This is a genomic window from Rhizobium sp. S163, assembly GCF_030380805.1.
Taxonomy (GTDB): domain Bacteria; phylum Pseudomonadota; class Alphaproteobacteria; order Rhizobiales; family Rhizobiaceae; genus Rhizobium.
Genome location: NZ_JAUDSA010000003.1, coordinates 328,598 through 354,968 on the forward strand (window position 1 = coordinate 328,598; position 26,371 = coordinate 354,968).

The 26,371-nt window shown below is 61.5% G+C and carries 25 protein-coding genes and 1 tRNA gene; 17 read left to right on the forward strand and 9 right to left on the reverse strand.

Annotated features, from left to right (window positions below; translation table 11 throughout):
* Positions 1-197: 197 nt before the first annotated feature.
* From QTL96_RS01750 to QTL96_RS01765, 4 genes are all read left to right on the forward strand, one after another.
* The gene (locus QTL96_RS01750) at positions 198-2,093 is read left to right on the forward strand and encodes an LTA synthase family protein (protein WP_289726458.1); all 1,896 of its coding nucleotides are present in this window, start codon (positions 198-200) and stop codon (positions 2,091-2,093) included.
* Positions 2,094-2,180: 87 nt separating this feature from the next.
* Entirely contained in the window at positions 2,181-2,705 is a 525-nt protein-coding gene (locus QTL96_RS01755) for a DUF1003 domain-containing protein (RefSeq protein WP_289726459.1), read from the forward strand.
* 173 nt (positions 2,706-2,878) lie between these two features.
* Complete coding sequence (locus QTL96_RS01760; protein WP_289726460.1) at positions 2,879-3,301, forward strand: TadE/TadG family type IV pilus assembly protein; 423 nt, start codon at positions 2,879-2,881, stop codon at positions 3,299-3,301.
* 8 nt (positions 3,302-3,309) lie between these two features.
* Positions 3,310-5,037 carry a pilus assembly protein TadG-related protein gene (locus QTL96_RS01765; RefSeq protein WP_289726461.1) on the forward strand — a complete coding sequence of 576 codons (1,728 nt, stop codon included), beginning with the start codon at positions 3,310-3,312 and terminating at the stop codon, positions 5,035-5,037.
* A gap of 50 nt (positions 5,038-5,087) precedes the next feature.
* On the opposite strand, the gene QTL96_RS01770 is transcribed toward QTL96_RS01765, so the two are convergent.
* A complete protein-coding gene (locus tag QTL96_RS01770) occupies positions 5,088-6,461 on the reverse strand; it encodes a class II 3-deoxy-7-phosphoheptulonate synthase (RefSeq protein WP_289726462.1) in 1,374 nt (457 codons plus the stop codon).
* Between the two features lie 324 nt (positions 6,462-6,785).
* Between QTL96_RS01770 and QTL96_RS01775 the strand changes: the two genes are divergently transcribed.
* Positions 6,786-8,102 carry a TadE/TadG family type IV pilus assembly protein gene (locus QTL96_RS01775; protein ID WP_289727151.1) on the forward strand — a complete coding sequence of 439 codons (1,317 nt, stop codon included), beginning with the start codon at positions 6,786-6,788 and terminating at the stop codon, positions 8,100-8,102.
* Between the two features lie 12 nt (positions 8,103-8,114).
* On the opposite strand, the gene gor is transcribed toward QTL96_RS01775, so the two are convergent.
* The 3 genes from gor to rpiA form a co-directional block, all read right to left on the reverse strand.
* Positions 8,115-9,500, reverse strand: coding sequence for a glutathione-disulfide reductase (gene gor / locus QTL96_RS01780; RefSeq protein WP_289726463.1), 1,386 nt, complete (start codon positions 9,498-9,500; stop codon positions 8,115-8,117).
* A gap of 130 nt (positions 9,501-9,630) precedes the next feature.
* Complete coding sequence (locus QTL96_RS01785; RefSeq protein WP_018902353.1) at positions 9,631-10,194, reverse strand: DUF2059 domain-containing protein; 564 nt, start codon at positions 10,192-10,194, stop codon at positions 9,631-9,633.
* Positions 10,195-10,209: 15 nt separating this feature from the next.
* The gene (rpiA, locus tag QTL96_RS01790; RefSeq protein ID WP_047512011.1) at positions 10,210-10,908 is read right to left on the reverse strand and encodes a ribose-5-phosphate isomerase RpiA; all 699 of its coding nucleotides are present in this window, start codon (positions 10,906-10,908) and stop codon (positions 10,210-10,212) included.
* 210 nt (positions 10,909-11,118) lie between these two features.
* Between rpiA and QTL96_RS01795 the strand changes: the two genes are divergently transcribed.
* Both QTL96_RS01795 and QTL96_RS01800 read left to right on the forward strand, forming a co-directional pair.
* On the forward strand, positions 11,119-11,814 hold the full coding sequence (locus QTL96_RS01795) for an HAD family hydrolase (protein WP_112945850.1): 696 nt from the start codon (positions 11,119-11,121) through the stop codon (positions 11,812-11,814).
* Between the two features lie 267 nt (positions 11,815-12,081).
* Positions 12,082-12,450: a hypothetical protein gene (locus QTL96_RS01800; RefSeq protein ID WP_289726464.1), complete on the forward strand. Its 369-nt coding sequence runs from the start codon at positions 12,082-12,084 to the stop codon at positions 12,448-12,450.
* Positions 12,451-12,519: 69 nt separating this feature from the next.
* On the opposite strand, the gene lipB is transcribed toward QTL96_RS01800, so the two are convergent.
* Complete coding sequence (gene lipB / locus QTL96_RS01805; RefSeq protein WP_289726465.1) at positions 12,520-13,236, reverse strand: lipoyl(octanoyl) transferase LipB; 717 nt, start codon at positions 13,234-13,236, stop codon at positions 12,520-12,522.
* A gap of 178 nt (positions 13,237-13,414) precedes the next feature.
* On the opposite strand from lipB, the gene QTL96_RS01810 reads away from it, so the two are divergent.
* The 10 genes from QTL96_RS01810 (at position 13,415) to fghA (ending at position 22,842) form a co-directional block, all read left to right on the forward strand.
* Positions 13,415-13,499: transfer RNA gene (locus QTL96_RS01810), tRNA-Leu, on the forward strand.
* Positions 13,500-13,632: 133 nt separating this feature from the next.
* The gene (locus QTL96_RS01815; RefSeq protein ID WP_289726466.1) at positions 13,633-14,559 is read left to right on the forward strand and encodes a DMT family transporter; all 927 of its coding nucleotides are present in this window, start codon (positions 13,633-13,635) and stop codon (positions 14,557-14,559) included.
* Between the two features lie 96 nt (positions 14,560-14,655).
* The gene (locus QTL96_RS01820) at positions 14,656-15,363 is read left to right on the forward strand and encodes a hypothetical protein (protein ID WP_289726467.1); all 708 of its coding nucleotides are present in this window, start codon (positions 14,656-14,658) and stop codon (positions 15,361-15,363) included.
* A gap of 105 nt (positions 15,364-15,468) precedes the next feature.
* Entirely contained in the window at positions 15,469-17,478 is a 2,010-nt protein-coding gene (locus QTL96_RS01825) for an acetyl/propionyl/methylcrotonyl-CoA carboxylase subunit alpha (RefSeq protein ID WP_289726468.1), read from the forward strand.
* A gap of 98 nt (positions 17,479-17,576) precedes the next feature.
* Complete coding sequence (locus tag QTL96_RS01830) at positions 17,577-18,848, forward strand: hypothetical protein (RefSeq protein WP_289726469.1); 1,272 nt, start codon at positions 17,577-17,579, stop codon at positions 18,846-18,848.
* A gap of 134 nt (positions 18,849-18,982) precedes the next feature.
* Positions 18,983-20,110 (forward strand): S-(hydroxymethyl)glutathione dehydrogenase/class III alcohol dehydrogenase, encoded by a 1,128-nt coding sequence (locus QTL96_RS01835; RefSeq protein WP_112945855.1) that lies wholly within the window; start codon positions 18,983-18,985, stop codon positions 20,108-20,110.
* On the forward strand, positions 20,107-20,571 hold the full coding sequence (locus tag QTL96_RS01840; protein WP_289726470.1) for a GNAT family N-acetyltransferase: 465 nt from the start codon (positions 20,107-20,109) through the stop codon (positions 20,569-20,571). The genes QTL96_RS01835 and QTL96_RS01840 overlap by 4 nt, the downstream gene beginning before the upstream one ends.
* A gap of 217 nt (positions 20,572-20,788) precedes the next feature.
* Positions 20,789-21,367, forward strand: a complete 579-nt coding sequence (gene gfa, locus QTL96_RS01845; protein ID WP_289726471.1) for an S-(hydroxymethyl)glutathione synthase — start codon at positions 20,789-20,791, stop codon at positions 21,365-21,367.
* Positions 21,368-21,539: 172 nt separating this feature from the next.
* Complete coding sequence (locus QTL96_RS01850; RefSeq protein ID WP_289726472.1) at positions 21,540-22,007, forward strand: YaiI/YqxD family protein; 468 nt, start codon at positions 21,540-21,542, stop codon at positions 22,005-22,007.
* A gap of 1 nt (position 22,008) precedes the next feature.
* Positions 22,009-22,842, forward strand: coding sequence for an S-formylglutathione hydrolase (gene fghA, locus QTL96_RS01855; protein WP_289726473.1), 834 nt, complete (start codon positions 22,009-22,011; stop codon positions 22,840-22,842).
* A 96-nt stretch (positions 22,843-22,938) separates the two neighbouring features.
* Here fghA and QTL96_RS01860 read toward each other — a convergent pair whose 3' ends face one another.
* The 4 genes from QTL96_RS01860 to QTL96_RS01875 all read right to left on the reverse strand — a co-directional run bounded on the left by QTL96_RS01860 (position 22,939) and on the right by QTL96_RS01875 (position 26,369).
* The gene (locus QTL96_RS01860) at positions 22,939-23,331 is read right to left on the reverse strand and encodes a DoxX family protein (protein WP_289726474.1); all 393 of its coding nucleotides are present in this window, start codon (positions 23,329-23,331) and stop codon (positions 22,939-22,941) included.
* 126 nt (positions 23,332-23,457) lie between these two features.
* Positions 23,458-24,990 carry an acyl-CoA carboxylase subunit beta gene (locus tag QTL96_RS01865; protein WP_289726475.1) on the reverse strand — a complete coding sequence of 511 codons (1,533 nt, stop codon included), beginning with the start codon at positions 24,988-24,990 and terminating at the stop codon, positions 23,458-23,460.
* A 23-nt stretch (positions 24,991-25,013) separates the two neighbouring features.
* Positions 25,014-25,490, reverse strand: a complete 477-nt coding sequence (locus QTL96_RS01870; RefSeq protein ID WP_289726476.1) for a hypothetical protein — start codon at positions 25,488-25,490, stop codon at positions 25,014-25,016.
* A 69-nt stretch (positions 25,491-25,559) separates the two neighbouring features.
* Entirely contained in the window at positions 25,560-26,369 is an 810-nt protein-coding gene (locus QTL96_RS01875) for an ATP12 family chaperone protein (RefSeq protein ID WP_289726477.1), read from the reverse strand.
* Positions 26,370-26,371: the final 2 nt, after the last annotated feature.

Genomic DNA, 26,371 nt, shown 5'->3' on the forward strand with positions numbered 1-26,371 from the left:
CAATGGGAGGCTCCATCCGGAGCCCACGCGAAATGAGGCAATTGGCTGCCGAAAAGTTTGTGATCAAAAAAGCGTTAAGCCCGCGAAACAACTATGGTTCATCTAGCGTTCATGACGAAGATGTGACAGTTCGATGACGTTAAGATGACACTGGAGTTCCGCCATTGATCGCCCAAGTTTTCAAGTCCGGAGCGGCAATGCGCGAAGCGGCTCTCTATGGCGGCGTTGGCGCGGATACCCGCCCCTCCATTCTGCGCGGCGCAATTGCAGTCGCCCTGACGGCGGTGATGGCGTTGCTTGCAACCTTCTCGGTCGAGGTGATCGCCCGCGGCGGCGCAACCGACGTCGGCGCGTTTCTGTCTTCTACGGCGCGCCCCGGCATGACCACGGTCATGATGCTTACCATCGTGATGCTGTGCGTCGATGCCGTCCTCGGTCGCCGTTTCCTCTCTGCACTGGTCGTCCTGCCGCTCGTCCTCGTCCCCGCGCTCGTCTCCAATCAGAAGCAGCACTACCTCTCCGATCCGCTCTATCCCTCGGACATGCTGTTCGGCCGCCAGATATTCGAACTCCTGCCCGTCATGGTTCGCGACCGCCCGATGACGGCTATCGCGGTTGCCGTCGGCATCCTGCTCTCCGTCACTGGCCTCGTGCTGGCATGGCGCTACGCCTGGCGCCGCCTGCCGAAAATGGCGCGCCGCAACCGTATCCGTAATCTCTGCCTGACGGTTCCAGTCATCGCCGCCTTCGGCTCGCTGATGGATTACTCGCAATATTCCTATATCCGCGACCGCCTGCAGGTGGTGCCGATGATGTGGGACCAGAAAGAGAACTACCGCAGCAACGGCTTCATCCTCGCCTTCATCTTCAACATTCCGATGGCCGACGTCGCCTCGCCCGCCGGCCTCAATGCGCAGGCGCTCGATGCCATCCCGTCGCGCAATTACGGCTATCTCAGCGGTCCGAGCGACAAGCCTGACGTCATCATGCTGATGAGCGAATCCTTCTGGGATCCGACGCGTCTGAAGACGCTGAAATTCTCCGAAGACCCGATGCCGACGATCCGCGCGGCCCAATCCGGCCACGTCTTCTCGCCCGAGTTCGGCGGCATGACCGCCAATGTCGAGTTCGAGGCGCTGACCGGCTTCTCCAATGCGTTCCTGCCTTATGGCAGCATCCCCTACCAGCAGTATATCCGCAACGACATCCCGTCGCTTGCCACCTTCTTCCGCGGCGAAGGCTATGCGGCCCGTGCGCTACATCCGTTCAGCGGCTGGTTCTGGAACCGCAACGAGGTCTACAAGGATTTCGGCTTCGAGGAATTCCGCACCGAAGAAACCATGCCGACCATGGAAAAGCGCGGCATCTTCGCCTCCGACGACAGCCTGATGAAGGAGATCATGCAGGAAGCCGACGGGCTCGACCGGCCCTTCTTCTTCTTCGCGGTCACTCTGCAGGGACATGGCCCGTACGAGGCCAACCGCTACGCCAACAACACGGTCGACTTCACCGGCAATCTGACCGACGCCGACCGCGCCACGCTCGCCACCTATACGCAGGGCGTCAAGGAGGCAGACGACAGCTTCAAGATGCTGACAGAATGGGCCTCCAAGCGCGATCGCGAGACGATCATCGTGCTCTGGGGCGACCACCTGCCGCCGCTCGGCAGCGTCTATACCAACACCGGCTACATGCCCGACCAGGTCGCGACGCGCCGCGCCTCCGTCAGCGTCATGAAGCGGGAGCACGAGACGCCGCTGGTCATCTGGTCAAACCGCAAGGGCGTCAAGCAGAACGTCGGCACCATCAGCCCGTCGCAGCTGCCCTATCACGTGCTGAAATTCGCGGGCTACGAGCACCCGTTCTATACCGGCTTCCTCGGTCGCGTGCAGAAGAAGTACCCGATCGTCGACCGCTACCAGCTGATTACCCGCGACAACACCGCCTCGCCGGATTGGGTTCGCGACGCCAAGACCATCGATCCACTGGTCCGCGACTATCGCTATCTCCAGCACGATGTGATGTTCGGCAAGGCGCAGACCGTCGAGCGCTTCTTCCCGCAGCATTCCTGGCTGCGCGCTGAGGGCTCCTGAGCACGGCAGACATGCACGTTGCCGCATTGCATTCCTGGCGCAGAACGGAATACTCCCCGCCAACAAAAGTTGATCGGGAGTCGCGCCATGAACAATCTCTCCAGTTTCGTCCACCTGCATTTCGACAAGTCCGCCAACGAACTCGGCGACATCGAAAAGCGCGTGCTGGAAAAGGCGCATGCGCGCAAGATCATCTCGACGGATATCAACGCCGTACTGAAAGCCGAATCCTCCTTCGGCGAGCGGATGGCAGATAGCATCGCGCGCGTCGGCGGTTCCTGGGCGTTCATCACCACCTTCCTGGTCTTCCTGGCGGTCTGGTGCGTGATCAACACGATCATCCTGTCGACCCGCGCCTTCGACCCCTACCCCTTCATCTTCCTCAATCTCGTCCTCTCCATGATCGCCGCCATCCAGGCCCCGATCATCATGATGTCCCAAAACCGCCAGGCCGAGCGCGATCGCTTCGAGGCGGCGAAGGACTATGAGGTCAACCTGAAGGCCGAGCTGGAAGTGCTGTCGCTGCACCAGAAGATCGACATGCAGGTGATGACCGAGATCGCCGCGCTGCGTGAGGATATCGCCAGATTGACCCAGAAGCTCGGTAACTGATCCTGGGCTGGCGAACAGATTAGCCGGCCACAGGAATAGCGCGCCATTTCCGTACACCCTGATATCTTGCGGGTACACGCATGGGGTTTATTAGGTAAGCAAAAATTAAGACGGTTAAATGTATCCTTCGGTTGTCCTCGCTACGGCGTTGACCATTGCAAGGAGTGCAGTGCATGAGGAATGCCCGACGTCTTCTCGCCAACCGGCAGGGTGCGGCCGCGATCGAATTCGCAATCGTTGCACCGGTTTTCCTGCTCGTCCTTCTCACCCTGATCGCCTATGGCATCTACCTGAGCGCCGCCCATGCGCTGCAGCAGCTGACGGCGGATGCCGCCCGCACGGCGGTGGCCGGCCTTTCCGAGCAGGAGCGCGCCCAACTCGTCAACAATTACATCGCGCTCTCGACCCTCAACGATCCGCTGATCGACCAGAAGAAACTCCAGGTCACCGTCGCCACCGACCCCACGAACGCCAATCAGTTCACGGTCACGACCGAGTATGATGCCAGCGCCCTACCGATCTGGAATCTCTACACATTCCCGCTTCCGGACACCAAGATCCGCCGCTTCGCCACGATCCGCATGGGTGGTATATGAAAGCAGGCATGAGGCGATATCTGGCGGGTTTCAGCACCCGCCGGGATGGCAACATCGCGATCATGGCCGCGCTCTCGGCGCCGCTGATCATTTCCACGCTCGCACTCGGGGTCGACTTCGGCGCGATGACGTTGCAGCAGCGCCGCCTGCAGCAATTGAGCGACATCGGCGCCATCGTCGCGGCGTCAGACATCAACAACGCCGCCAGCAACCTGGTCACGAACTACCAGCAGAACGGCCTCAACGTCGCGGTAAAGTCAGGCGTGGCTTACGCAACATCGTCTGGAACCAAGCTGCTGAACGCCGCCCAGCTCGACACTTACGATGCCGTGGTCCAATACACGCCAGGGATTTATCTGGCCGACCCAGCATTGCCTCCGGCGCAGCGTTTTGTGGCCGGCACCCAGCCCTATGATGCCGTCAAGGTTGCGATCCAGCAGAAGGCGCAGTTGACCTTCGCAGCCTCCATCATCCCGCCCCCGACGCTCGGCGCGACCGGAACCGCCTCCGCCTCCAAGCTCGCGGCCTTCTCCGTCGGCTCGCGTCTGGCGAGCCTCAACGGCGGTATTCTCAACGCCGTGCTCGGCGGCCTGCTCGGCACGACGGTCTCATTGAAAGTGGCCGACTACGACGCACTCGCCGCCGCCAATATCGACCTTCTGTCCTATCTCGATCTTCTCGCGACCAAGCTCAACCTCACCGCCGGCACCTATGACGACCTGCTGGCAACCGACATCTCCTATCCACGCCTGCTCGACACGCTGGCCGCCACGCAGGGGCTGACGCCTACGGTCAGCAAGGCGATCACCTCGCTGTCCAAGGGGCTCGGCACCACGCAGATCAAGGTCAAGCTGCAGAACCTGCTCAGCCTCGGTTCCGTCGGCGAGCGGATGATCGGCTCCGGATCGCACTTGCTGCTCGAGGCAAGCGCTCTCGACATCATCTCCGCCAGCGCCTTCGCCGCCAACCAGGGCAAGCAGGTCGGCGTCAATCTCGCCGGCACGGTTCCGGGGCTGACCAGCGTCACGCTGAAGATCGCGATCGGCGAACGCCCCAAAGGAATCGCCTCCAACGCCATCGGCACCACGGGATCGGCCGTCCGGACAGCGCAGATCCGGATCGCCATCGAAGCTGGCGTCACGGGGCTGAGCACCATCGCCGGCATCAAGGTTCGCGTACCACTCTACGTCGAGGCAGCCTATGCGGAAGCCAAGCTCGCAAGCTTCGCCTGCCTTGGCGGCGGCCCGAAAAGCGCCAGCATCGGCGTCGATGTCGTGCCGGGGGTCGCCGAGATCGCACTAGGCGATGTCGACCCGACCGCCATGGCCAATTTCGGAACCAAGCCGCGCGTCACATCAGCCACCATCATCGACGCCCTGCTCCTCAAGGTGAACGCGCTCGCCGATATCAACCTGACCAACACCAGCAAGACGCGCCTGACATTCCAGCCCAACGACATTACCAACAAGGCGGTCAAGAACGTCTCGACAAGGGACACGTTGACCTCCGCCGTGCAGTCGCTGATCGCCGGCACCGATATCCAGATCCAGCTGCTGATCCTGACGCTCGGGACCAACAAGGCGGTGATGCAGGCAATCGCCGATACGCTGTCGAGCGTCACCACACCGCTCGACGACGTGCTCTACAACACGCTGCTGATGCTCGGGATCAAGATCGGCGAGGCCGATGTCCGCTTCACCGATGCGCGGTGCCAGCAATCCGTGCTGGTGCAATGAAAAAGCCCGGCGCGATGGCCGGGCTCCTTCGATATCGTTTCTGTTAGCGATTAGCCGTTGACGGCCATCCGCTTCTCGTCTCGGCCGCTCTTCATCCGCTCGGAGAGCAGGAAGGCGAGCTCGAGCGCCTGGTCGGCATTGAGACGCGGGTCGCAATGCGTGTGGTAGCGGTCGTGCAGGTCTTCCGCCGTTACGGCGCGCGCGCCACCCGTGCATTCGGTCACGTCCTTGCCGGTCATCTCGATGTGGATGCCGCCGGGATGCGAGCCTTCCGCGCGATGGATCTGGAAGAAGCTTTCGACTTCCGACAGAATCCGCTCGAACGGGCGGGTCTTGTAGTGGTTGAGCGTGATCGTGTTGCCGTGCATCGGATCGCAAGACCAGACGACCTTGCGGCCTTCCTTCTCGACAGCGCGAATGAGGCGCGGCAGATGCTCGGCGACCTTGTCGTGGCCGAAACGGCAGATCAGCGTCAGACGACCGGCTTCGTTCTGCGGGTTCAGAACATCGATCAGGTTCAACAGATCGTCCGCCTGCAGCGTCGGGCCGCACTTCAGACCGATCGGGTTCTTGATCCCGCGGCAGTATTCCACATGCGCGTGATCGAGCTGGCGCGTACGGTCGCCGATCCAGATCATGTGGCCAGACGTCGCATACCAGTCGCCCGAGGTCGAATCGACGCGCGTCAGCGCTTCTTCATAGCCAAGCAGCAGCGCTTCGTGGCTGGTGAAGAAATCGGTCTCGCGCAGGCTCGGCTGGTTCTCGGCGGTGATGCCGATCGCCGTCATGAAATCCATCGTCTCGCTGATGCGATCCGCCAGCTTGCGATAGCGCTCGCCCTGCGGGCTGTCCTTGATGAAGCCGAGCATCCACTGGTGCACGTTCTCGAGGTTGGCATAGCCACCCATCGCGAACGCGCGCAGAAGGTTCAGCGTCGCGGCCGACTGGCGGTAAGCCATGGCCTGGCGTTCCGGGTTCGGAATACGCGCTTCCTCGGTGAACTCGATGCCGTTGATGATATCACCGCGGTAGCTCGGCAGCGACACGCCATCGAGCGTTTCGATGCCCGAGGAGCGCGGCTTGGCGAACTGACCGGCGATACGGCCAACCTTGACGACAGGAAGCTGTGCGCCATAGGTCAGCACGACAGCCATCTGCAGGAAGGCGCGGAAGAAGTCGCGGATATTGTCCGCGCCATGTTCCGCGAAGCTCTCGGCGCAATCGCCACCCTGCAAGAGGAAGCCGTTACCTTCGGCCACATTGGCAAGATGCTTTTTCAGACGACGCGCCTCGCCTGCGAAAACGAGCGGAGGATACGACGCCAGCTGGGCTTCCGTCGCCGCAACTGCTGCCTGATCCGGATAATCCGGAACCTGCTGGATCGGTTTTTGCCGCCAACTGTTCGGAGTCCAATTCTGTGCCATCTCGTTCACCTGTCTCAGTATCCGGTACCGGCCGGATATCCCGTCTTTAAAATACTGGCGGCTTATAGCCGTTTAGCTTCATCTTGCATAGCGGGGTTCGGCGCGCTTTTGTCCGCCTCATCGCGCCATGCAATGACGCCCTATAAAGGTATTCGCGGCCGCGTTTTCAAACGCCGGCAGCGCGCTTAACGTTCGATATACCAAGACGCTTTGTATCTAATTTATGCTTTGACACTAAGGATGGTCCTGTTTTCAGACAGCCGAGCATGATGCTCCTGCTTTTTCAGCCATGACTTTTCCCGTTTCAGGATATTTCCAATGCGTATGTTTGATCGCCTCTTGGCGGATCGATCGGGCAATTTCGGCCTCATCACCGCCCTTCTCGCTGTTCCCTTGATCGGCGCTGCCGGCCTCTCGATCGATTTCTCGCACGCGCTCAGCATGCGCACGCAGCTTCAGGCGGCAGCCGATGCCGCCGCCGTCGGCGCCGTCGCGCAAATGTCGCCGGCGATGAAACAGGCGCAGACCATGACCGGCGACGGTCCGATCGCGACAGGCAAGACAGACGCTCAGGAGCTGTTCCGCTCGCAGATATCGGGCGAAGCCGCCAATTTTCCGATCGATGTCAGTGTCGATGTCGTGAAGACCGGCAGCGCGCTGACGTCATCCGTCACCTTCCAGACGCGGGTGCCGACCACATTCATGCAGATCCTCGGCCAGACCACCATGCCGATTTCGGGCACCGCCACCGCGCGCTACGAAACGCCGTCCTACATGGATTTCTACATGCTGCTCGACAACACGCCCTCAATGGGCGTGGGCGCGACGCAGGGCGACATCGACAAGATGCTAAAGGCAACAAAGTCTGGCTCCGACGGCACCTGCGCATTCGCCTGTCACATCGTCTCGACGTCAGGCGTCGAGGACAAGAACAGCTATTACAACATTGCCCGAAACAACAAGATAACGATCCGCATCGACGTGGTCGCGCAAGCGGTCAAGGCGCTGATGGCGAAGGCGACAGACACGCAAACCATGGACAAACAGTTTCGCGTCGCAGCCTACACATTCGGCAAGACCGCCCAGGACGCCAAATTGTTCAAGGTTACCGAGATCAACAACGACCTCGGCAAGGTCGCGACGGCAACCAGCGCCATTCAGCTGATGAGCATCCCGTACCAGAACTACAACAACGACCAGCAGACGAGCTTTGATAGCGCGCTCGCCGGCATCAAGGACGAGATCAAGGGCACCATCGGCAAGGGCACGAGCGATGCCGACCGGCAGAAGATCGTCTTCTTCGTGGCCGATGGCGTCGGCGACAGCGCCAAGTCGTCAGGCTGCACCAGCCCGCGCGGCGCCAATGGCAACCGCTGCATCGAGCCCATCGACGTCAAGAGCTGCACGGCGCTCAAGGACAAGGGCATCAAGATCGCCGTCCTCTACACGCCCTATCTGCCGCTTCCCGACAACGGCTTCTACAACGATTGGGTCAAACCTTTCGAAGGCAAGATCTCGACGAAGATGCAGGAGTGCGCGAGCCCCGGTCTCTACTTCGCCGTCAGCCCAACCGACGGCATCGCCGAAGCCATGCAGGCGCTGTTCATGAAGATCGTCAGCACGCCTCGCATCACCAGCTAACAGGCGCGCGGATCAGACCCGCACGCCATCCTTCAACCTGTAGCTCGGCGCATACATGGTGACGAGCTCCTCGGCGGCGGTCGGGTGCACGGCCATCGTCCGGTCGAAATCGTCCTTGGTGCAGCCGGCCTTCAGCGTGATGCCGAGCAGCTGCGCCATCTCGCCGGCGTCATGGCCGAGAATATGGGCGCCGATGACCTTGCGGCTCGCCGCATCGACGATCAGCTTCATGATCATCTTCTCGGTCCGTCCCGACAGCGTCGCCTTCATCGGCCGGAACTGCGCGCGGTAGACCTCGACGTCGCTATAGCGCTTGCCGGCCTCTTCCTCGGTCAGTCCCACCGTGCCGATCTCCGGCTGCGAGAAAACAGCGGTGGCGATCGTATCGTGATCCGGCTTCGTCGGGTTGTTCTTGTATTCCGTCTCGATGAAGCACATCGCCTCGTGGATCGCCACCGGCGTCAACTGTACCCGGTCGGTGACATCGCCCAGCGCATAGATGTTCTCGACGCTGGTGCGGGAATAATCGTCGACCACGATAGCGCCCTGCGCATTCATCTCGACGCCCGCCGCCTCGAGCCCGAGGCCATGCGTGTTCGGCAAGCGACCGATGGCGAGCATCACCACGTCGGCACTCATCGTTCCATTGTTCAGCGTCTCGACAACAAGCCCGTCCTCGCCCTTCGCCACGCTCTTCAGCATGTCGTGGCACTGGATCTTGATGCCCTTGGCCACCATTGCCTCATGCAGGCCGCGGCGCAAGTCATGATCGAAACGCGACAAGATTTCCGCCCCGCGATAAACCAGCGTTGTCTCGACGCCGAGCCCATGGAAGATACTGGCGAACTCGACCGCGATATAGCCACCGCCGACAATCACGATCGAACGCGGCAGCTCCTCCAGATGAAACGCCTCGTTTGAGGTGATGCAGAGATCATGGCCGGGCAGAGCACCGTGCAGGTTCGGGGTGCCGCCGGTCGCGATCACGATCGTCTTCGCCGTCACCGTCTTGCCGGTGTTGACCAGACGCACGGTGTGCCGGTCGACGAGTTCGGCGCGCGTATCGAGGATCTCGGCGTTGGCGCCCGAAAGCCCCTTCTTGTAGAGCCCCTCGAGCCGGGTGATCTCCGCGTCCTTGGCCGCGATCAGCTTCTTCCAGTCGAACGTGCTTTCGCCGACGGTCCAGCCGAAGCCTGCCGCATCCTCGAAATGCTCATGATACTGCGAGGCATAGACGAAGAGCTTCTTCGGCACGCAGCCGCGAATGACGCAGGTGCCGCCGTAGCGATATTCCTCGGCGATCGCCACCTTCTTGCCGAGTGCCGCCGCAACACGCGCGCTGCGCACCCCACCGGAGCCGCCACCGATGACAAAGAGGTCGTAATCATAGGCTGTCATGGGGATCTCCGGCACAAAACGTCAGAAGGAAGGAATCGTCAGAAGGAAGGAAGACTTGATATAGTATCGATATCGCCAAAAACAAAAGCCCCGGCGAACCGGGGCTTCGTATTGAGCGATGATGCGAGCCTTACGGCTTGGCAGCAGGCTTTGCGGCCGGAGCTGCCGGATCGGTGCCGGCAGCCGGAGCCGGCTTGATAACCTTGGCAAGCTCGGTGCTGGTCGACTTCTGCAGGTCGCGGGAGATGCCCTGCGCCCAGATGTCGGCGGCCTTGACGGTTTCGCGCGAAGCGATCGGGCCGTCCTTGAGGAGCTTCTGGCCGACCGGCGAGCCGTAGAAGGCGGCGATGGCATTGAGTTCCTCGACCGTGAACGCCTTGGCGTAGGTGACCGCGGCTTCCTTTTCGAGATCGGCACGACGCGGTGCAAGCGCCAGCGCCTGCTTGTCGACTTCAGCGGTGATCTGGTCCTGGTAGTTCGGCGAATCCTGGATCAGGTCGGCCTTCAGGCGCTCGGCAAGACCCGGCAGGATGTTGTCGAACTGGGTGGTGGCGCCGATTGCGTCGATAGCCGCGCGGGCTGCCTTCAGCTGTTCCGGCGACGCTTCCTGCGCGTGGGCTACAGAGCCCAGGACAACACCCGAGAGAATGACGGTCGCAGCAGCAAAACGGCCAAAACCTGCAAATTTATTCATGAGTTCCAACTCCTGTTACCTTGTTGCCCGCAGCTCGCGCGCGCCCGCCGGACCGGCGATGATCGCCAGCGCGGCCATATTGAGAAAGAGCCCGTGCTCCACGACGCCGGGGATCGCATTCAACTGGGTTGAAAGCGCCTCTGCATCAGGAATACGGCCAAAAGATGCATCGATAATGTAGTGCCCGCCATCCGTGGTGAAATTGCCGTCGCCGGATTGGCGCAGCGTCAACTCACCCGAAAGGCCAAGCCTCGCAGCCGTCTTTTCGATCGCGATGCGCGTCGAAACGAGGCCGAACATATTCACTTCGATCGGCAGCGGGAAAGCGCCCAGCGTATCGACCAGCTTGCTCTCGTCGGCGATGACGATCATGCGGCCGGATGTGGCGGCAACGATCTTCTCGCGCAGCAAGGCTCCGCCGCCGCCCTTGATCAGCCCAAGCGCCGCATCGACCTCGTCGGCGCCGTCGATCGTCAGATCGAGTTCCGGCAGCTCGTCGAGCGACTTCAGGGGGACGCCGAGCTCGACGCAAAGCCGTGCCGTGCGCTCCGATGTCGGAACACCCTCGACCTTGAACCCGTCCGCGACCTTCTCGGCAAGCAACCGCACGAACTCCTCGGCCGTGCTTCCGGTTCCGATCCCAAGACGCATCCCATGCTCGACATGGGCGAGTGCCGCAGCAGCGGCCTTGATCTTCATTTCGCGGGCGTCCATGCGCCGCTTACTCCCAGTGTTACGTTACGCATTGTTACGTTGGTTGCGTTGTTTACACGGCCCGCCAGTCAAACGAAAGCCAAAATAACGTCAGACTTTCGAAATCCAAAGCACATGCGGGAGGCCTGCTGCGCCGGCCCAAAGCGTTGCTTTTGCGGCCTTCATCGCTTAACTCGGATGCATCCCAACACTGAACAGGCGAAAACTCCATTGACCCCTGCCCTTGTCGTCTTCGATCTCGACGGAACCCTCCTCGACACCCATGTCGACCTTGTCGACAGCCTCAATTACACGATCGCAGCGCTCGACCTCGCGCCGGTCACCTATGACGACCTGACGCATCTGGTCGGCCACGGCGCCAAGGTGATGATCGAAAGAGCCTGCAAGCTGCAGGGGCATCCGCTGGAGCCCGAGAAATTTCCTGATCTGCTCGAACGCTTCATCACGCATTATACGGACAACATGCCGGGCGCGACGGTCCCCTATCCAGGGCTGATCGACGCGATGGATCAGCTGAAAGCCAAGGGATACAAGCTCGCCGTCTGCACCAACAAGCTGGAGGGCCTTGCCCGCACCCTGCTGGAGCGGCTGCAGCTCACCCATTATTTCGACGCCATCACCGGCGGCGACACATTCGCGGTGCGCAAGCCCGACGCCGGCCATCTCCTCGGCACGATCGAAAAGGCTGGAGGCGACCCGAAGCGCACGATCATGATCGGTGACAGCGCCAACGATATCCTCGTCGCGCGCAATGCCGCCATCCCCTCGATCGCGGTGCCCTTCGGCTATTCCGACGTCCCGATCGAAAGCCTGCAGCCGACGCGCATCATCAAGACCTTCAGCGAGCTCACGCCTGCGCTGGTGGACGAACTGATCGACACGGCCGACCTGCGCAACGCTGGCTAACATTTTCGGTCAAAATACGGTTGTTTTGGTCAAAAACATCAGCTCTTGATTGCCGAGATGGCACCGCGTCACTCGCTGGTTTAGCGAATCGCGAGGCCAATCAAATAGCGATCAAACGCAGTCGCGACGCCGTGATTTCATGTGAAAAAACGTGCGCGCGACTGTCAGATCCCCTTCACAATCCGGCCTCAATTGAGGCGCGAACTTGCTCTTGCCGAGGGTAATGGACGTCACATTGTGTGCAACAATGGATTGAGGAGATCTGATATGCGCATTCAATTTGCAGCCGCCGCAGCCGTGCTTACCCTCTGCCTTTCCGGCGCCGCCTTTGCCCAGCCGATGTATTCCAACGACTATACGAACGATAGCGACGGTTTCGCTCCCGTCAAAGTTGCTCCGCCGAAGCCCGTTCACTACACGCAGCACAAGGCGCCGGAATATTCCGACGACTACACCAACGACAGTGATGGCTTCGCTCCCGTTCGCGTCGCACCACCGGTCGACAAGACGTCGACGGCAAGCATCAAGCCACTCCCCCCATGCGCTGACTCGCCGAAAGGTCACGGCCTGCATACGGCAGGTGGTGACAGCGGCGCCTCGCACACCGATGCCTGCCGCGACGTCGGCACCAAGTAGACGCAAAAAAGCGAAAGGGCCGACGGATCGCCGGCCCTTTTTCAATATCAGCATCGTCCGATGCCGCGCTCAGCCGTTCACCGTCTCACCGAAGACCGATTCGAACGCCTCGCGCAAAAGCACATCCACATCATCCATCGTCACCGGCAGGCCGAGATCGACGAGGCTCGTGACGCCGTAGGCCGAAATCCCGCAGGGTACGATTCCCCCGAAATGATCGAGATCGGGTTCGACATTGAGCGACAGCCCGTGAAACGTCACCCATTTGCGCAAGCGTATGCCGAGTGCCGCGATCTTGTCCTCCGCCACCGTCCCATCGGGCAGCGGCGGCCTGTCGGGGCGACAGACCCATACGCCGACGCGGTCCTCGCGCCGCTCGCCGCGCACGTTCATCTCCCCCAGCGTGCGAATGATCACCTCTTCCAGCGCCGCCACGAAGGCGCGAACATCCTGCCGGCGGCGTTTCAGGTCGAGCATCACATAGGCGACCCGCTGGCCGGGCCCATGATAGGTGTACTCCCCACCGCGCCCAGTGGCATGAACGGGAAAGCGGTCTGGCTGCACGAGATCGCGCGCATCGGCGCTGGTTCCGGCCGTGTAAAGCGGCGGATGCTCGAGCAGCCACACCAGCTCGTCGCCACCCTCGGCAATATCAGCCACTTCCTGCTCCATGATATCCACAGCCTCCTGATAGGGCACCAGCCCATTGGATATCCGCCAGCGCACCGGGCGCGACCCGGCCTGTGGAAACATGGAAAAATCGAGGTCCGTTCGTAACATAGCCATTCCTTGCGGCCCGCAGTGCCTGTGATCGCGGGCTTTTTCGATGATCTATATGGCTCCGAATTGCTGCCTTTACAAACGCTGTCACCTTCTTTGAAAAAATCTGTCACATGGCCCTTGTGTCCCGAAAAACCTTTTGCTACATGCTGCGTCGCCGGCACAAACCGGCACCTACCACGATGCGGTCGTGGCGGAATTGGTAGACGCGCAGCGTTGAGGTCGCTGTGGGGCAACCCGTGGAAGTTCGAGTCTTCTCGACCGCACCATCTCTCTCCTGAGGAGTGAGACCAGCCAGAGCAACTGGCTCCCGACGACGCGATATGTCGTCTGCGGCATCTCTTAACGAGAGATTTTATTGTTTATAACGGCTGGATCCCAGCCCAATGAAATTTCTCGAAGATGTCCGATAAAACCGACCTGCACAATCCTCTGCAAGGCATGGCGCTGATGGCCGGCGCAATGATCGTCCTTCCCGCGATGGATGCCATCGCTAAGTATATGGCGACGTTCGAGGGCATGTCGCCTGGACAGGTCACTTTCTACCGATTCTTTTTCCAGCTCGTCTGCACGCTGCCGATTCTCTTTATAATGTTCGGCTGGGGCGCGCTGTCGGCCAAGCGCCCCTGGATGAATCTGCTGCGCGGCGCGCTGCATGGGGCAGCCAGCCTCCTGTTTTTCGTTGCGGTCAAATACATGCCGCTCGCCGACGTCTTCGCCATCTATTTCGTCGAACCCTTCATGCTCGCCGGCCTCTCGGCGCTTTTTCTGGGCGACAAGGTCGGCTGGCGGCGCTGGACGGCGATCGTGGTGGGCTTCGGCGGCGCGATGATCGTCATCCAGCCAAGCTATGAGATTTTCGGCCTCAAGGCATTGCTCCCCGTCTGCTGCGCTTTCCTCTTCTCTCTCTATCTTTTCCTCAACCGCGCCATCGGCAACGCCGATTCGCCTTTGACGATGCAGACCATGGCCGGCATCGGCGGCACGCTCTTCATGTCCGGCGCGCTGGTCGTCGGAAACGGCATGGGCGTCAGCGATTTCGACGTCTCGCTCCCGACATCGCTGCTGGGCCTCGTGCTTCTGCTGATTCTCGGCTCGCTCTCCGGCTATGTGCACATGATCGTCGTCCGGGCATTCCGCATGGCACCGCTCTCGCTTCTGGCGCCGTTCCAGTATTTCGAGATCATCTCCGCCACCATCTTGGGCTACGCCCTGTTCGGCGATTTCCCGAACTTCTCCAAATGGATCGGCATCATGATCATCGTCGCCTCCGGCCTCTTCATCATCTGGCGCGAACGGGTGCAGGCGCGGGCAGCGAAACAGGCCTGAGCCGTAAACGCCTTGTTAACTCCGCCTATTGAGAGAACATCAATTCGCTGGCGCTAGAAGAATCTTCGGCTTCATGATGAGGCCTGGAGAGAAAAGATGAGCGAAATTCGACTCGCTTTTCCGGCATGTGTCATCGCCGGAAAGCATCGACTTGGCGTGGAGGATATCGATCTTCTGCGCAGACACAGTTTTCCCGAGGGAATCAGAACCGCCGACGACGTCGTCGTCATGCTGGCACTGAACAATTCCTGCCCCGAGAAATGCCCCGAATGGAACACCTATTTCGTGGAGCAACTCGCGGCCTTCATCGTCCAATATAACTATCCGCAAGGCTCTCTCGACGAAATCAACGTCGCTTGGCTGATGCGCATGGTCGCGACCGACGGTGTCATCCATTCGGCGGTCGAGCTGGAGCTCGTGCTCCATGTCATCGAGATTTCCGCCTATGTGCCGGACGAGCTGCGCGCGTTTGCGCTCGATCAGCTGCGTCTAGCGCTATCGGACAATCGCGGCGCCTATCACAAGAGCCGTGCCATCGATCGCCGGGGAATCACCCGGCAGGATGTGGATTACGTCATGCGCATCCTGCGCGCGCTCAGCGACGGCAGTACCATAACGGTACAGGCGCTCACCTGGGCGGTGCTGATGCAGATCGGCGAAGAGACGCTTCCGGCATCGAACCATCCGCGCTGGTCGCAGATCGTATCGGCGCTCACGCTCGTCGATTACGCCGAAGCGCCGCGTCGCACTCGCTGGCTCCGAATCGTCGACGACAGGCTCGGGACCGAGGCAGCCGTCGCCTGATCGCGACGCTTCTCTCCGTGCCCTATCCGTGCGTATCCTATCCGTGATTGTGCGTTCCAGTCTTTATGCTTAAGACTCGGAACGCAGGTCATGGGTGGAGTCTTCATGTTCACGAAAATTCTGATCGCCAATCGCGGCGAGATCGCTTGCCGCGTCATCAAGACGGCGCGCCGCATGGGGATTGCGACCGTCGCCGTCTATTCCGACGCCGACCGCGATGCGCTCCATGTCGAGATGGCCGATGAGGCCGTCCACATCGGCCCGGCGGCCGCCGCCGAGAGCTATCTCGTCGCCGAGAAGATCATCGCAGCCTGTAAAAAGACCGGCGCTCAGGCCGTCCACCCTGGCTACGGCTTCCTCTCCGAGCGCGCCTCCTTCTGCGAGGCGCTGGAGAAGGAGGGAATCGTCTTCATCGGCCCGAAGCCCAAGGCCATCAATGCCATGGGCGACAAGATCGAATCGAAGAAATTCGCGAGCGCCGCCAACGTCTCCACCGTCCCTGGCTACCTCGGCGTCATCGAAAATGCCGAGCACGCCGAAAAGATCGCCGCCGAGATCGGCTATCCCGTGATGATCAAGGCCTCTGCCGGCGGCGGCGGCAAGGGCATGCGCATCGCATGGAGCGAGGCGGAGGTGCGCGATGGCTTCGACCGCGCCCGCTCCGAGGCGAAGAGCTCCTTCGGCGACGACCGCGTCTTCATCGAGAAGTACGTGGTCGATCCCCGTCATATCGAGATCCAGGTGCTGGCCGACGCGCACGGCAACGTCGTATATCTCGGCGAACGCGAATGCTCCATCCAGCGCCGAAACCAGAAGGTTGCCGAAGAGGCGCCCTCGCCCTTCCTCGATGAGGCCACCCGCGCCGCCATGGGCGAGCAGTCGGTGGCGCTCGCCAGGGCCGTGGATTACCAGAGCGCCGGCACCGTCGAATTCATCGTCGATCGCGACCGCAATTTCTACTTCCTCGAGATGAACACCCGCCTGCAGGTCGAACACCCTGTTACCGAACTCATCACCGGTATCGATCTCGTCGAGCAAATGATCCGCGTCGCGGCAGGCGAGAAACTGCCCTTCGCGCAGAAAGACATCGAGCTCAACGGCTGGGCCGTCGAAAGCCGCATCTACGCCGAGGATCCCTACCGCAACTTCCTGCCCTCGATCGGCCGCCTGACGCGCTACCGTCCACCGCAGGAAGGCAAGACCGGCAACGCGGTCGTGCGCAACGACACCGGCGTCTTCGAAGGCGCCGAGATTTCGATGTACTACGATCCGATGATCGCCAAGCTCTGCACCTGGGCGCCGACCCGCGCTGAGGCCGTCGAGGCGATGGGCGAGGCGCTGGATGGCTTCGTGGTCGATGGCATCGAACACAATGTCCCCTTCCTCTCCGCGTTGATGAAGCACTCGCGCTGGCGCGAGGGCCGGCTATCCACCGGCTTCATCGCCGAGGAATATCCTGATGGCTTCGCGCCCGTGATGCCCGATGAGAGCCAGCGCGGCACACTAGCCGCCATCGCCCTCTCGGCCTCGCTGATCGAAGCCAATCGCCGAGAAACCTTCAGCGACCGACTGCGCAGCGCTACCGATCCGCTGCGCGATCACTGGTGCGTCCGGCTCGGCGACGACTATATCGACGTGCGCCTGCTCGACGGTCTCGTGACCGTACCTTTCGAGATGGAGATGGATATCGCTGGCGAGACCGTCACCGTCGTCACCGACTGGAGACCGGGCGAGCCGGTCTGGCGCGGCAAGGTCGGTAGGCAACCGGTCACCGCTCAGCTACGCCCGATCCTCAATGGCGTCAGGCTCGATTGGCAGGGCCTGTCGGTGAAATCCAAGGTTCTGACGCCGCGTCATGCCGAACTCGACCGCCTGATGCCGGTCAAGCTGCCGCCGGATACCTCGAAGCTCCTGCTCTGCCCGATGCCGGGGCTGGTCGTCTCTATCGCGGTCACCGAGGGACAGGAAGTGAAAGCCGGCGAAACGCTCGCGGTCGTCGAAGCCATGAAGATGGAGAACGTGTTGCGCGCCGAGCGCGATCTCGTGGTTGGCGTCGTCAACGCCAAGCCGGGTGAAAGCCTGGCGGTGGACGCCGTCATCATGGAGTTCGCCTGACCCGTTCCGGCACACCAGACCGTCACGTTCCGCTCCGCATTTATTAACGCGTCGACGCTAATATTAACCCATCCGGGCCATGCCGGATGGAGTGAATGATGAGTGTCATGCAATCCGCCCTGCTGCTGCTGTTTATCAATCTCGGCATGCTATGGCTTCTGATGCGAATGCCCTTGGGGCTGAGAACGCTGCATGTCAGCCGCTCCTTCGATTGCACGCCGGAAACGCTGTGGACCGCCATGAACCCGATGGGTTCCAACGCCAGCTGGCACCATCACGTAATATCGAGCCGACAGATGGAGGCGGGCGGCAACGTCGTCGAGCAGACCTACCGCCATCAGGACAGAAACGACGCCCCCACGCGCCGTCTGCTTTCGATCGAGCCGCTGGTGGCCCTCGCCTCCAATGCGCAGGGCTTTCAATCATCCATCGTTGACGACAGCACGCTCGATGCCTCCTTCTGGAAGGACTATCGCGAGCGCCGCATCATCCGACCTACCGCCGATGGCCGCGCGGTCCTGGAAGTCGACCAGACGGATCGCTATCGTGGCCTCGCCTTCCTGATCTTCCGCTACGTGGCGCTCCACCGCGAAATGAAGGCGCTTGATGGCTGGCTGAAGACCGGCATCTCGCAGCCGCAGGGCTACTTCGAACACCCGCTCGTGCAAGTCGCGCTCGCCATCCTGTCGACCCTGCTTCTCTGGCCCTTCCTCGGCCTCACGCAACGCGGCCTGATGATCTCGACCTTCCTGACGGTCGTGATCGCGCTACACGAACTCGGCCACATGGCCGCCTACCGCATGTTCGGCCACACGTCCGTGCGCATGGTCTTCATTCCGTTTCTGGGTGGCATCGCGATCGGCAGCCGGCCCTATCGCTCGCTGTTCGAGGTCGCGACCTGCGCCCTGATGGGAGCCGGCATGTCGGCATTCCTGGTGCCGATCCTGATGCTCGGCCACAGCTTCGCCGATCACGGCATCCTCCCTCCCGCTGCCGACGCGCCCATCCTCGTTTTCCTGTTGATCCTCGGTGCCTTCAATCTGCTCAATCTGCTGCCCATGCAGCGCTTCGATGGCGGTCAGGTGCTGCGGCAGATATTCAGAACCCAGCGATCGCAAATCCTGGCGAGCTTTCTGGTCACGCTCTGCATCCTCGCTGTCGGCGTCGAAATCGGGCTTTCGGCGCGCTATCTCGTCATCGGCCTGCTGGTCTTCACCCTCGTCAGCCTCATCGGTGGCGGCTCGTACAAGCCGCGCCAGAAGCTTGAGGAAATGAACGGCGGCGAGCGCATGCTCGTCTCCTTCGGCCTCTACGCCGCCATCGCCATGCACGGCTACGCCGTCATCACCGCGATCGACCGGCTGTTTTGACGCAGATGGTATAAAGACCGGCGCAAGCCGCTCATCTGACAAGGATTTTACGAAGCGGCGCGGCTTTTCCCTTGAGCCGCGCTCCCTACGCGTGCAAAAGTCCGCCCGATCAAATCAGCATATTGGAGACGACCATGGACGTTCGCGCCGCTGTTGCCGTACAGGCAGGAAAACCACTCGAAGTGATGACCGTGCAGCTCGAAGGCCCCAAGGCCGGCGAAGTGCTGATCGAGGTCAAGGCCACGGGCATCTGCCACACCGACGACTTCACGCTGTCGGGCGCCGACCCGGAAGGCCTGTTCCCGGCCATCCTCGGCCATGAAGGTGCAGGCGTCGTCGTCGACGTCGGCCCCGGCGTCACCTCGCTGAAGAAGGGCGACCACGTCATTCCGCTCTATACGCCGGAATGCCGCGAATGCTACTCCTGCACCTCGCGCAAGACCAATCTCTGCACCTCGATCCGCTCGACCCAGGGCCAGGGCGTCATGCCTGACGGCACCTCGCGCTTCTCGATCGGCAAGGACAAGATCCACCATTACATGGGCTGCTCGACCTTCGCGAACTTCACCGTTCTGCCGGAAATCGCGCTCGCCAAGATCAACCCCGACGCCCCCTTCGACAAGGTCTGCTACATCGGCTGCGGCGTGACGACCGGCATCGGCGCCGTCATCAACACCGCCAAGGTCGAAATCGGCTCGACCGCCATCGTCTTCGGCCTCGGCGGTATTGGCCTCAACGTGCTGCAGGGGCTGCGCCTTGCCGGCGCCGACATGATCATCGGCGTCGACATCAACCCTGACCGCAAGGAATGGGGCGAGAAGTTCGGCATGACGCATTTCGTCAACCCGAAGGAAGTCGGCGACGACATCGTGCCTTATCTGGTCAACATGACGAAGCGCCACGGCGACCTGATCGGCGGCGCCGACTACACCTTCGACTGCACCGGCAACACCAAGGTCATGCGCCAGGCGCTCGAATCCTCGCATCGCGGCTGGGGCAAGTCCGTCATCATCGGCGTTGCCGGCGCCGGCCAGGAAATCTCCACCCGTCCGTTCCAGCTGGTCACCGGCCGCAACTGGATGGGCACCGCCTTCGGTGGCGCACGCGGCCGCACCGACGTGCCGAAAATCGTTGACTGGTACATGGAAGGCAAGATCCAGATCGACCCGATGATCACCCACACCATGCCGCTCGAAGACATCAACAAGGGCTTCGACCTCATGCACAAGGGTGAATCGATCCGCGGCGTGGTGGTCTATTGATCACCCAGCCAAACTATACGGTCGACGCGCGGAGGCTCGATGAGCTCTCCGCCGTCGAGCTGTACGCATTGCTGAAGATGCGCGTCGATGTTTTCGTCGTCGAGCAGAACTGCCCCTATCCCGAACTCGATGGTAAGGATGCGGACGCCCTGCATCTGCGCCTGCTGCAGGACCGGGACCTGATAGCCGCGGCCCGCATCTTCGCACCGGCAGACAAAGACGCGCCCGCCAAGATCGGCCGCGTCGTCGTCTCGCCCGCCCACCGCGGCAAACGCCTCGGCGAAGCGGTCATGCGCGAGGCGATTTCCGTCTGCGAAGAACGCTATCCGCAAGCCCCGATCTACCTCTCCGCCCAAAGCCACCTCTCCCGCTTCTACGGCAGCTTCGGCTTCGAGACGACCTCCGAGGAATATCTCGAGGACGGCATCCCGCACGTCGACATGGTCAGGCAGGTACGCTGAGCTGACAAACCAGCGGATCCCACAATGCGGATTCGCTGGTTTTCATCAGGCCTGTTTGTTAGATTTACATCCGACGTCCAACCCTGCCCAACAGGGCTCAGGGAGCACCACAACGAACCCACCACGCAATGCGGCACGACTTTGAAATGGCCGGCGGCTTTTTCACAAATCGGTCCTGATTTGGGAGCTATCGGCAGCTGAGGAGGAGAAGCTGAGCATGGCATATCAGGTATCGATACACCCCGCGCTCGATGGCGGGGTCAAGAAAGGCCAGGCGAATTTCGGTGGCGGCACACTCGTCTGCGCCTGCGCCAGCCGCCCGGTCAAGGTGGCGGTCAAGGGCACGGTCGCCCACAACCATGCCTGCGGCTGCACCAAGTGCTGGAAGCCAAAGGGAGCCGCCTTCTCGGTGGTCGCTGTCGCCTCGACCGACAACGTCACCGTTCTCGAAAATGGCGATAAGCTCGCCGTCGTCGACAAGGACGCGCTGATCCAGCGCCATGCCTGCAAGGAGTGCGGCGTCCACATGTATGGTCCCGTCGAGCGCGATCACGCGTTCAAGGGCCTGTCCTTCGTCCACCCCGAACGCTTCCAGGAACCCGGCTGGCCCGAACCCACCTTCGCCGCGTTCGTCTCCTCGATCATCGAGAGCGGCACGCCACCCTCGGCAATGTCCGGCGGTCGCAGCCGTCTCGGCGAACTCGGCCTCGCGCCCTACGACTGCTTGAACCCAACGCTGATGGACGTGCTGGCGACCTTCGCCGCGAAGAAGGCCGGCACGCTGAAGGAGGCGTGAGTTTCGAGCGCAGGATCAATGGAACCAACGATGTCACCGGACGATGATGTCGCTGGTTCCCCTCGCAAATGATTGAAATATTTGGTACCAAGCGCCACGCTCCCTTCTCGCCGCCACGCAGCGCACCGGGAGCCATCGCACGAGCGGATAGACAGGACACCGACAAACACCCATGCACCATATATACGTTGACGCAGACGCCTGCCCGGTCAAGCCCGAGGTCCTCAAGGTCGCCGAACGGCTCGGCATCGAGGTGACCTTCGTCGCCAATTCCGGCCTGCGCCCGTCGCGCGACCCGATGGTGCACAACGTCATCGTCTCCAACGGCTTCGACGCCGCCGACAATTGGATCGCCGAACATTGCGGATCGGGCGACGTGGTCGTCACCGCCGACGTGCCGCTCGCGGTGCGCTGCGTCGCGACCGGCGCCTTCGTCACCGGCCCCACCGGTCGCGTCTTCGACGACACCAATATCGGCATGGCCTCGGCCATGCGCGATCTCGGCGCGCATCTGCGCGAAACAGGCGAAAGCAAGGGCTACAACGCCGCCTTCAGCCCGAAGGACCGCTCCCGTTTTCTTGAAACATTCGATCGGCTGTGCCGCCGCGCCAAGGCCGTCACGCCACCACCAGGAGAATAGAATGAACATCCTATCCCAGGCGACCGCCTTCGGCGGCATGCAGGGCGTTTTCACGCATACGTCCGAGGCCTTGAAGTGCGATATGACCTTCGCGGTCTTCGTGCCGCCGCAGGCGATCCAAAAGCCCTGCCCGGTTCTGTGGTATCTCTCCGGCCTCACCTGCACCCATGCCAACGTCATGGAAAAGGGCGAATATCGCCGCATGGCAGCCGAGCTCGGCCTGATTATCGTCTGCCCCGACGTCAGCCCGCGCGGTAACGACGTCCCGGACGAACTGACCAACTGGCAGATGGGCAAGGGCGCCGGCTTCTATCTGAACGCCACCGAAGAGCCCTGGGCCGAAAACTACCAGATGTACACTTACATCACCGAGGAACTGCCCGCCTTTATCCGCCCGCACTTCCGCATGGACATGGATCGCCAGGGCATCTTCGGTCATTCCATGGGCGGCCACGGCGCCATGACGATCGCGCTGAAGAACCCCCGCCGCTTCAAGAGCTGCTCGGCCTTCGCGCCGATCGTCGAGCCCTCGACCGCCGACTGGTCCGCCCCCGCCTTCGAAAAATATCTCGGGTCAGACCGCGCCGCATGGCGCCAGTACGACGCTTGCGCCCTGGTCAAGGATGGCGCGCGCTTCCCCGAATTCCTGATCGACCAGGGCAAGGCCGACGGCTTCCTGGAAAACGGCCTGCGTCCCTGGCTGTTCGAAGAGGCGATCAAGGACACCGACATAAAGCTGACGCTTCGCATGCACGAGCGCTACGACCACTCCTACTACTTCATCTCGACCTTCATGGACGATCACCTGAAGTGGCACGCCGAGCGCCTCGGCTGATTAGGCTCCTGAAACACGATCGGCCCCCGAAGGGGCCGATCGGTCGATGCGCTCGTCCCCGACGCATCTGAATTGTCGTCTCGGCAAAAGTGCCGATTACGCGTTGCGCTTGTCGATCGCGAATGCGCCCGCGCCTGCGAAGACCAGGAACAGGAAGACAAAGCAGTAGAGGATTGCTTCAGCGCCACCGTTTACGGCAGGGAAGAAGCCGCTCGGGAAGTGCGCCATGAAATAGGCGACAGCCATCTGGCCAGCGAGGATGAAGGCAACCGGACGGGTCAGGAAGCCGACGAGGATCGCGATGCCGCCGATGAATTCGAGCAGTGCGGCGAACAGGAACAGCGGCGACAGCGGACCGCCGGCACCCTGCGGGATCGGGAAGGCGAAAAGCTTCATCGTGCCGTGCTCGATGAAGAGCAAGGCAGTAATGATGCGGAGGGCGGCCAGGGCGTACGGCTGGTACGCGTTAAGGCGTTCGAAACGGGGCATAAAGACTCTCCTTAGGTCAAAAGACAGAGGAGCGTTAGCGATCTGGTTGAAAACAGAGAAGTCACGATTTCCGATGCTCCCATCACATCCACTTGATTTTCATCATTTTTCCCCGACATCTTCACCTTAGAGGGGAATATTGTCGTGTTTCTTCCAGGGATTGGTGAGATCCTTGTTGCGCAGCATCTTCAAACCGCGCGCCAAGCGCCGTCGTGTCGAGTGCGGCATGATCACCTCGTCGACATAGCCACGCTCCGCCGCCACGAACGGAGAAAGGAACCGCTCCTCGTACATTCTGGTGTGTTCGGCGATTTTTTCGGGATCTGAAATGTCCTTGCGGAAGATGATCTCGACGGCGCCCTTGGCGCCCATGACAGCAATCTGCGCCGTAGGCCACGCATAGTTCAGATCCCCGCGCAAATGCTTCGACGCCATCACATCGTAAGCCCCGCCGAATGCCTTGCGGGTGATGACGGTCAGCTTCGGCACGGTCGCCTCGGCATAGGCAAAGAGCAGCTTCGCTCCGTGCTTGATCAGCCCGCCATATTCCTGCGCCGTGCCGGGCAGAAAGCCCGGGACGTCGACGAAGGTGACGATCGGAATATTGAAGCAGTCGCAGAAGCGCACGAAGCGCGCAGCCTTGCGTGAGGCATCGCTGTCGAGAACGCCGGCCAGCACCATCGGCTGGTTGGCGACGAAGCCGACCGTCGAACCCTCGATCCGCCCGAAGCCGCAGACGATGTTCTTGGCGAAGCTCGCCTGGATCTCGAAGAAATCCCCCTCGTCCGCCGTCTTCAGGATCAGTTCCTTGATGTCGTAAGGCTTGTTGGCGTTGGCGGGCACCAGCGTGTCCAGCGACACGTCCGTTTCCGTCACCGACTGGTAACATTCGATCTCGGGCACCGGAGAGGTGTTCGATTGTGGCAAGAGATCGATCAGCCGGCGCACCTGCAGCAGCGCCTCGACATCATTGTCATAGGCGCCGTCGGCGATCGAGGATTTCGTCGTGTGCACCGAAGCGCCGCCGAGCTCCTCCGCCGTCACCGTCTCGTTGGTCACGGTCTTGACCACGTCAGGGCCGGTCACGAACATGTAGGAGGTGTCTCGCACCATGAAGATGAAATCGGTCATCGCGGGCGAATAGACGTCGCCGCCGGCGCAGGGCCCCATGATGACCGAGATCTGCGGAATGACGCCCGAGGCGAGCACGTTGCGCTGGAACACCTCGGCATAGCCGCCGAGCGCTGCCACGCCTTCCTGGATGCGCGCGCCGCCCGCGTCATAGATCCCGATGATCGGCGCGCGGTTCTTCAGCGCCATGTCCTGGACCTTGATGATCTTCTCGGCATGCGCCTCGGACAGCGAGCCGCCGAAGACGGTAAAATCCTTGGCGAAGACAAAGACCGTTCGGCCGTTCACCGTGCCCCAGCCGGTCACCACGCCGTCACCGGCGATCCGGCTCTTCTCCATGCCAAAATCGCTGGAGCGATGTTCGACGAACATGCCGAACTCCTCGAAGGAACCCTCGTCGAGAATGAGGTCGATGCGCTCGCGCGCGGTCAGCTTGCCGCGCTTGTGCTGCGCCTCGATCCTGGCCTCGCCGCCGCCCTTGCGGGCGATGTCGCGGCGGCGTTCGAGCTCTTCGAGAATTTCCTTCAAGGCGACCTCCCGTTGCGGCGCGATTATTCCGAACCCGGGCTGAGCGTGAAGATCGACCGGATACGCGCTGAGATGTTTTCAGCAAGAATTTCGTCGGATGCGTCCGAAAGGTTCGAGCGGCTGAGCACATCGAATTTCGACACGGCGATAACAGTGCCGTCGTCGACGGAAGCCGCATCGACGGTAACATTCGCAGAACTCTGGCTCTTGTCGTATCCCTGCCCCGTGGTGACGGAAACGACGCGGATGGTGAGCACGACGCGTGGATAGACCTCGGTGCGAACGGTGGCGTTGATCGCCTTGTTGACACGATCGCCCACACCGGCAAGCACGGCCGGCGGCACTTTCGGTCCGGATAGGACCACGGCGCTGCGCACGTCATAGATCGGCCCCGGCGGCTCCTTCGGCATCAGCGAGCCGCAGGAAATCAGCGCCAGACCCGAAACGAGCGCGAGAAAAGACAGTAAAACCTTGGAAATAACCGACTGAAACATATTCATGACGAAAAACCGCGTCCACCCCATTAAGAGTCGCGATCTTCGCCATAAAGACGGTCATGGCAATCTATTTCAGCCCTTTAGTGCCAAAAAAGCACGCGTGGCCGCCAGAAAATCGATGAAACGCAGCGTCCGGCGTTCTTCCGCCTCTTCGTCGCTGCCCCAGTGCTCGATCGTCCAGTCTTCTTCGAGATGCGCCAGCGACCACACCTCGTTTTCGTCAAGCTCGCCTTCGGCAAAAGCCAGCGCCAGAAGTGCCGATCCCGTCAGCGTCGTGATCGTGTGCAGCACGGCAAGCGCGATCGCATTGTCGTGCTTGCGCAGCGCCGCCGAAAACGCCGCAATCGCGCTCTGCGGCTGCTGCTGGTGTACAATGCCCTCGGCGAGGATGAAGCGCGCGCCGAGCGTATTCGACGCCCAATCAAGCACCGGATCCCAGAGCTTGGTCTGCCGCGCCACCAGCTCTTCCGGACCCTCGGCGCGGTAGCAGAGCATGTCCGTGCCGGAGAAGCGCAAAATGTCTTCGAAGACGGCCTGCGTGTCGGTCGAAACACCGTCGATCGCCGTGTTGATCAGCTTGGTCAACGGCATGGAGCCTGGATCGATCTCGTCGCCCTGCGCCTTCCACTCGTCGGCCATCAGCTCGGCAAGCTTGCGTGTCGGAGCCGCCAGAAGATTGCGGGCCGGCGTGCGCACGGCCTTGCCGTCCAGCTCGACGACGAAGCCGGCTCCAGTGCCTTGGGGGTCGGTGCCTTGCGCCTCACTCACGGAGACGTCCTTGTAGAAGCGCTTCGGCAGCGGCTTCTTCATCTGGATCTGCGCGCGGCGGATCGGATCGGGATGGCTCAGCCCCTCGGACAGGTCGTTCAACAGATCACGCATGG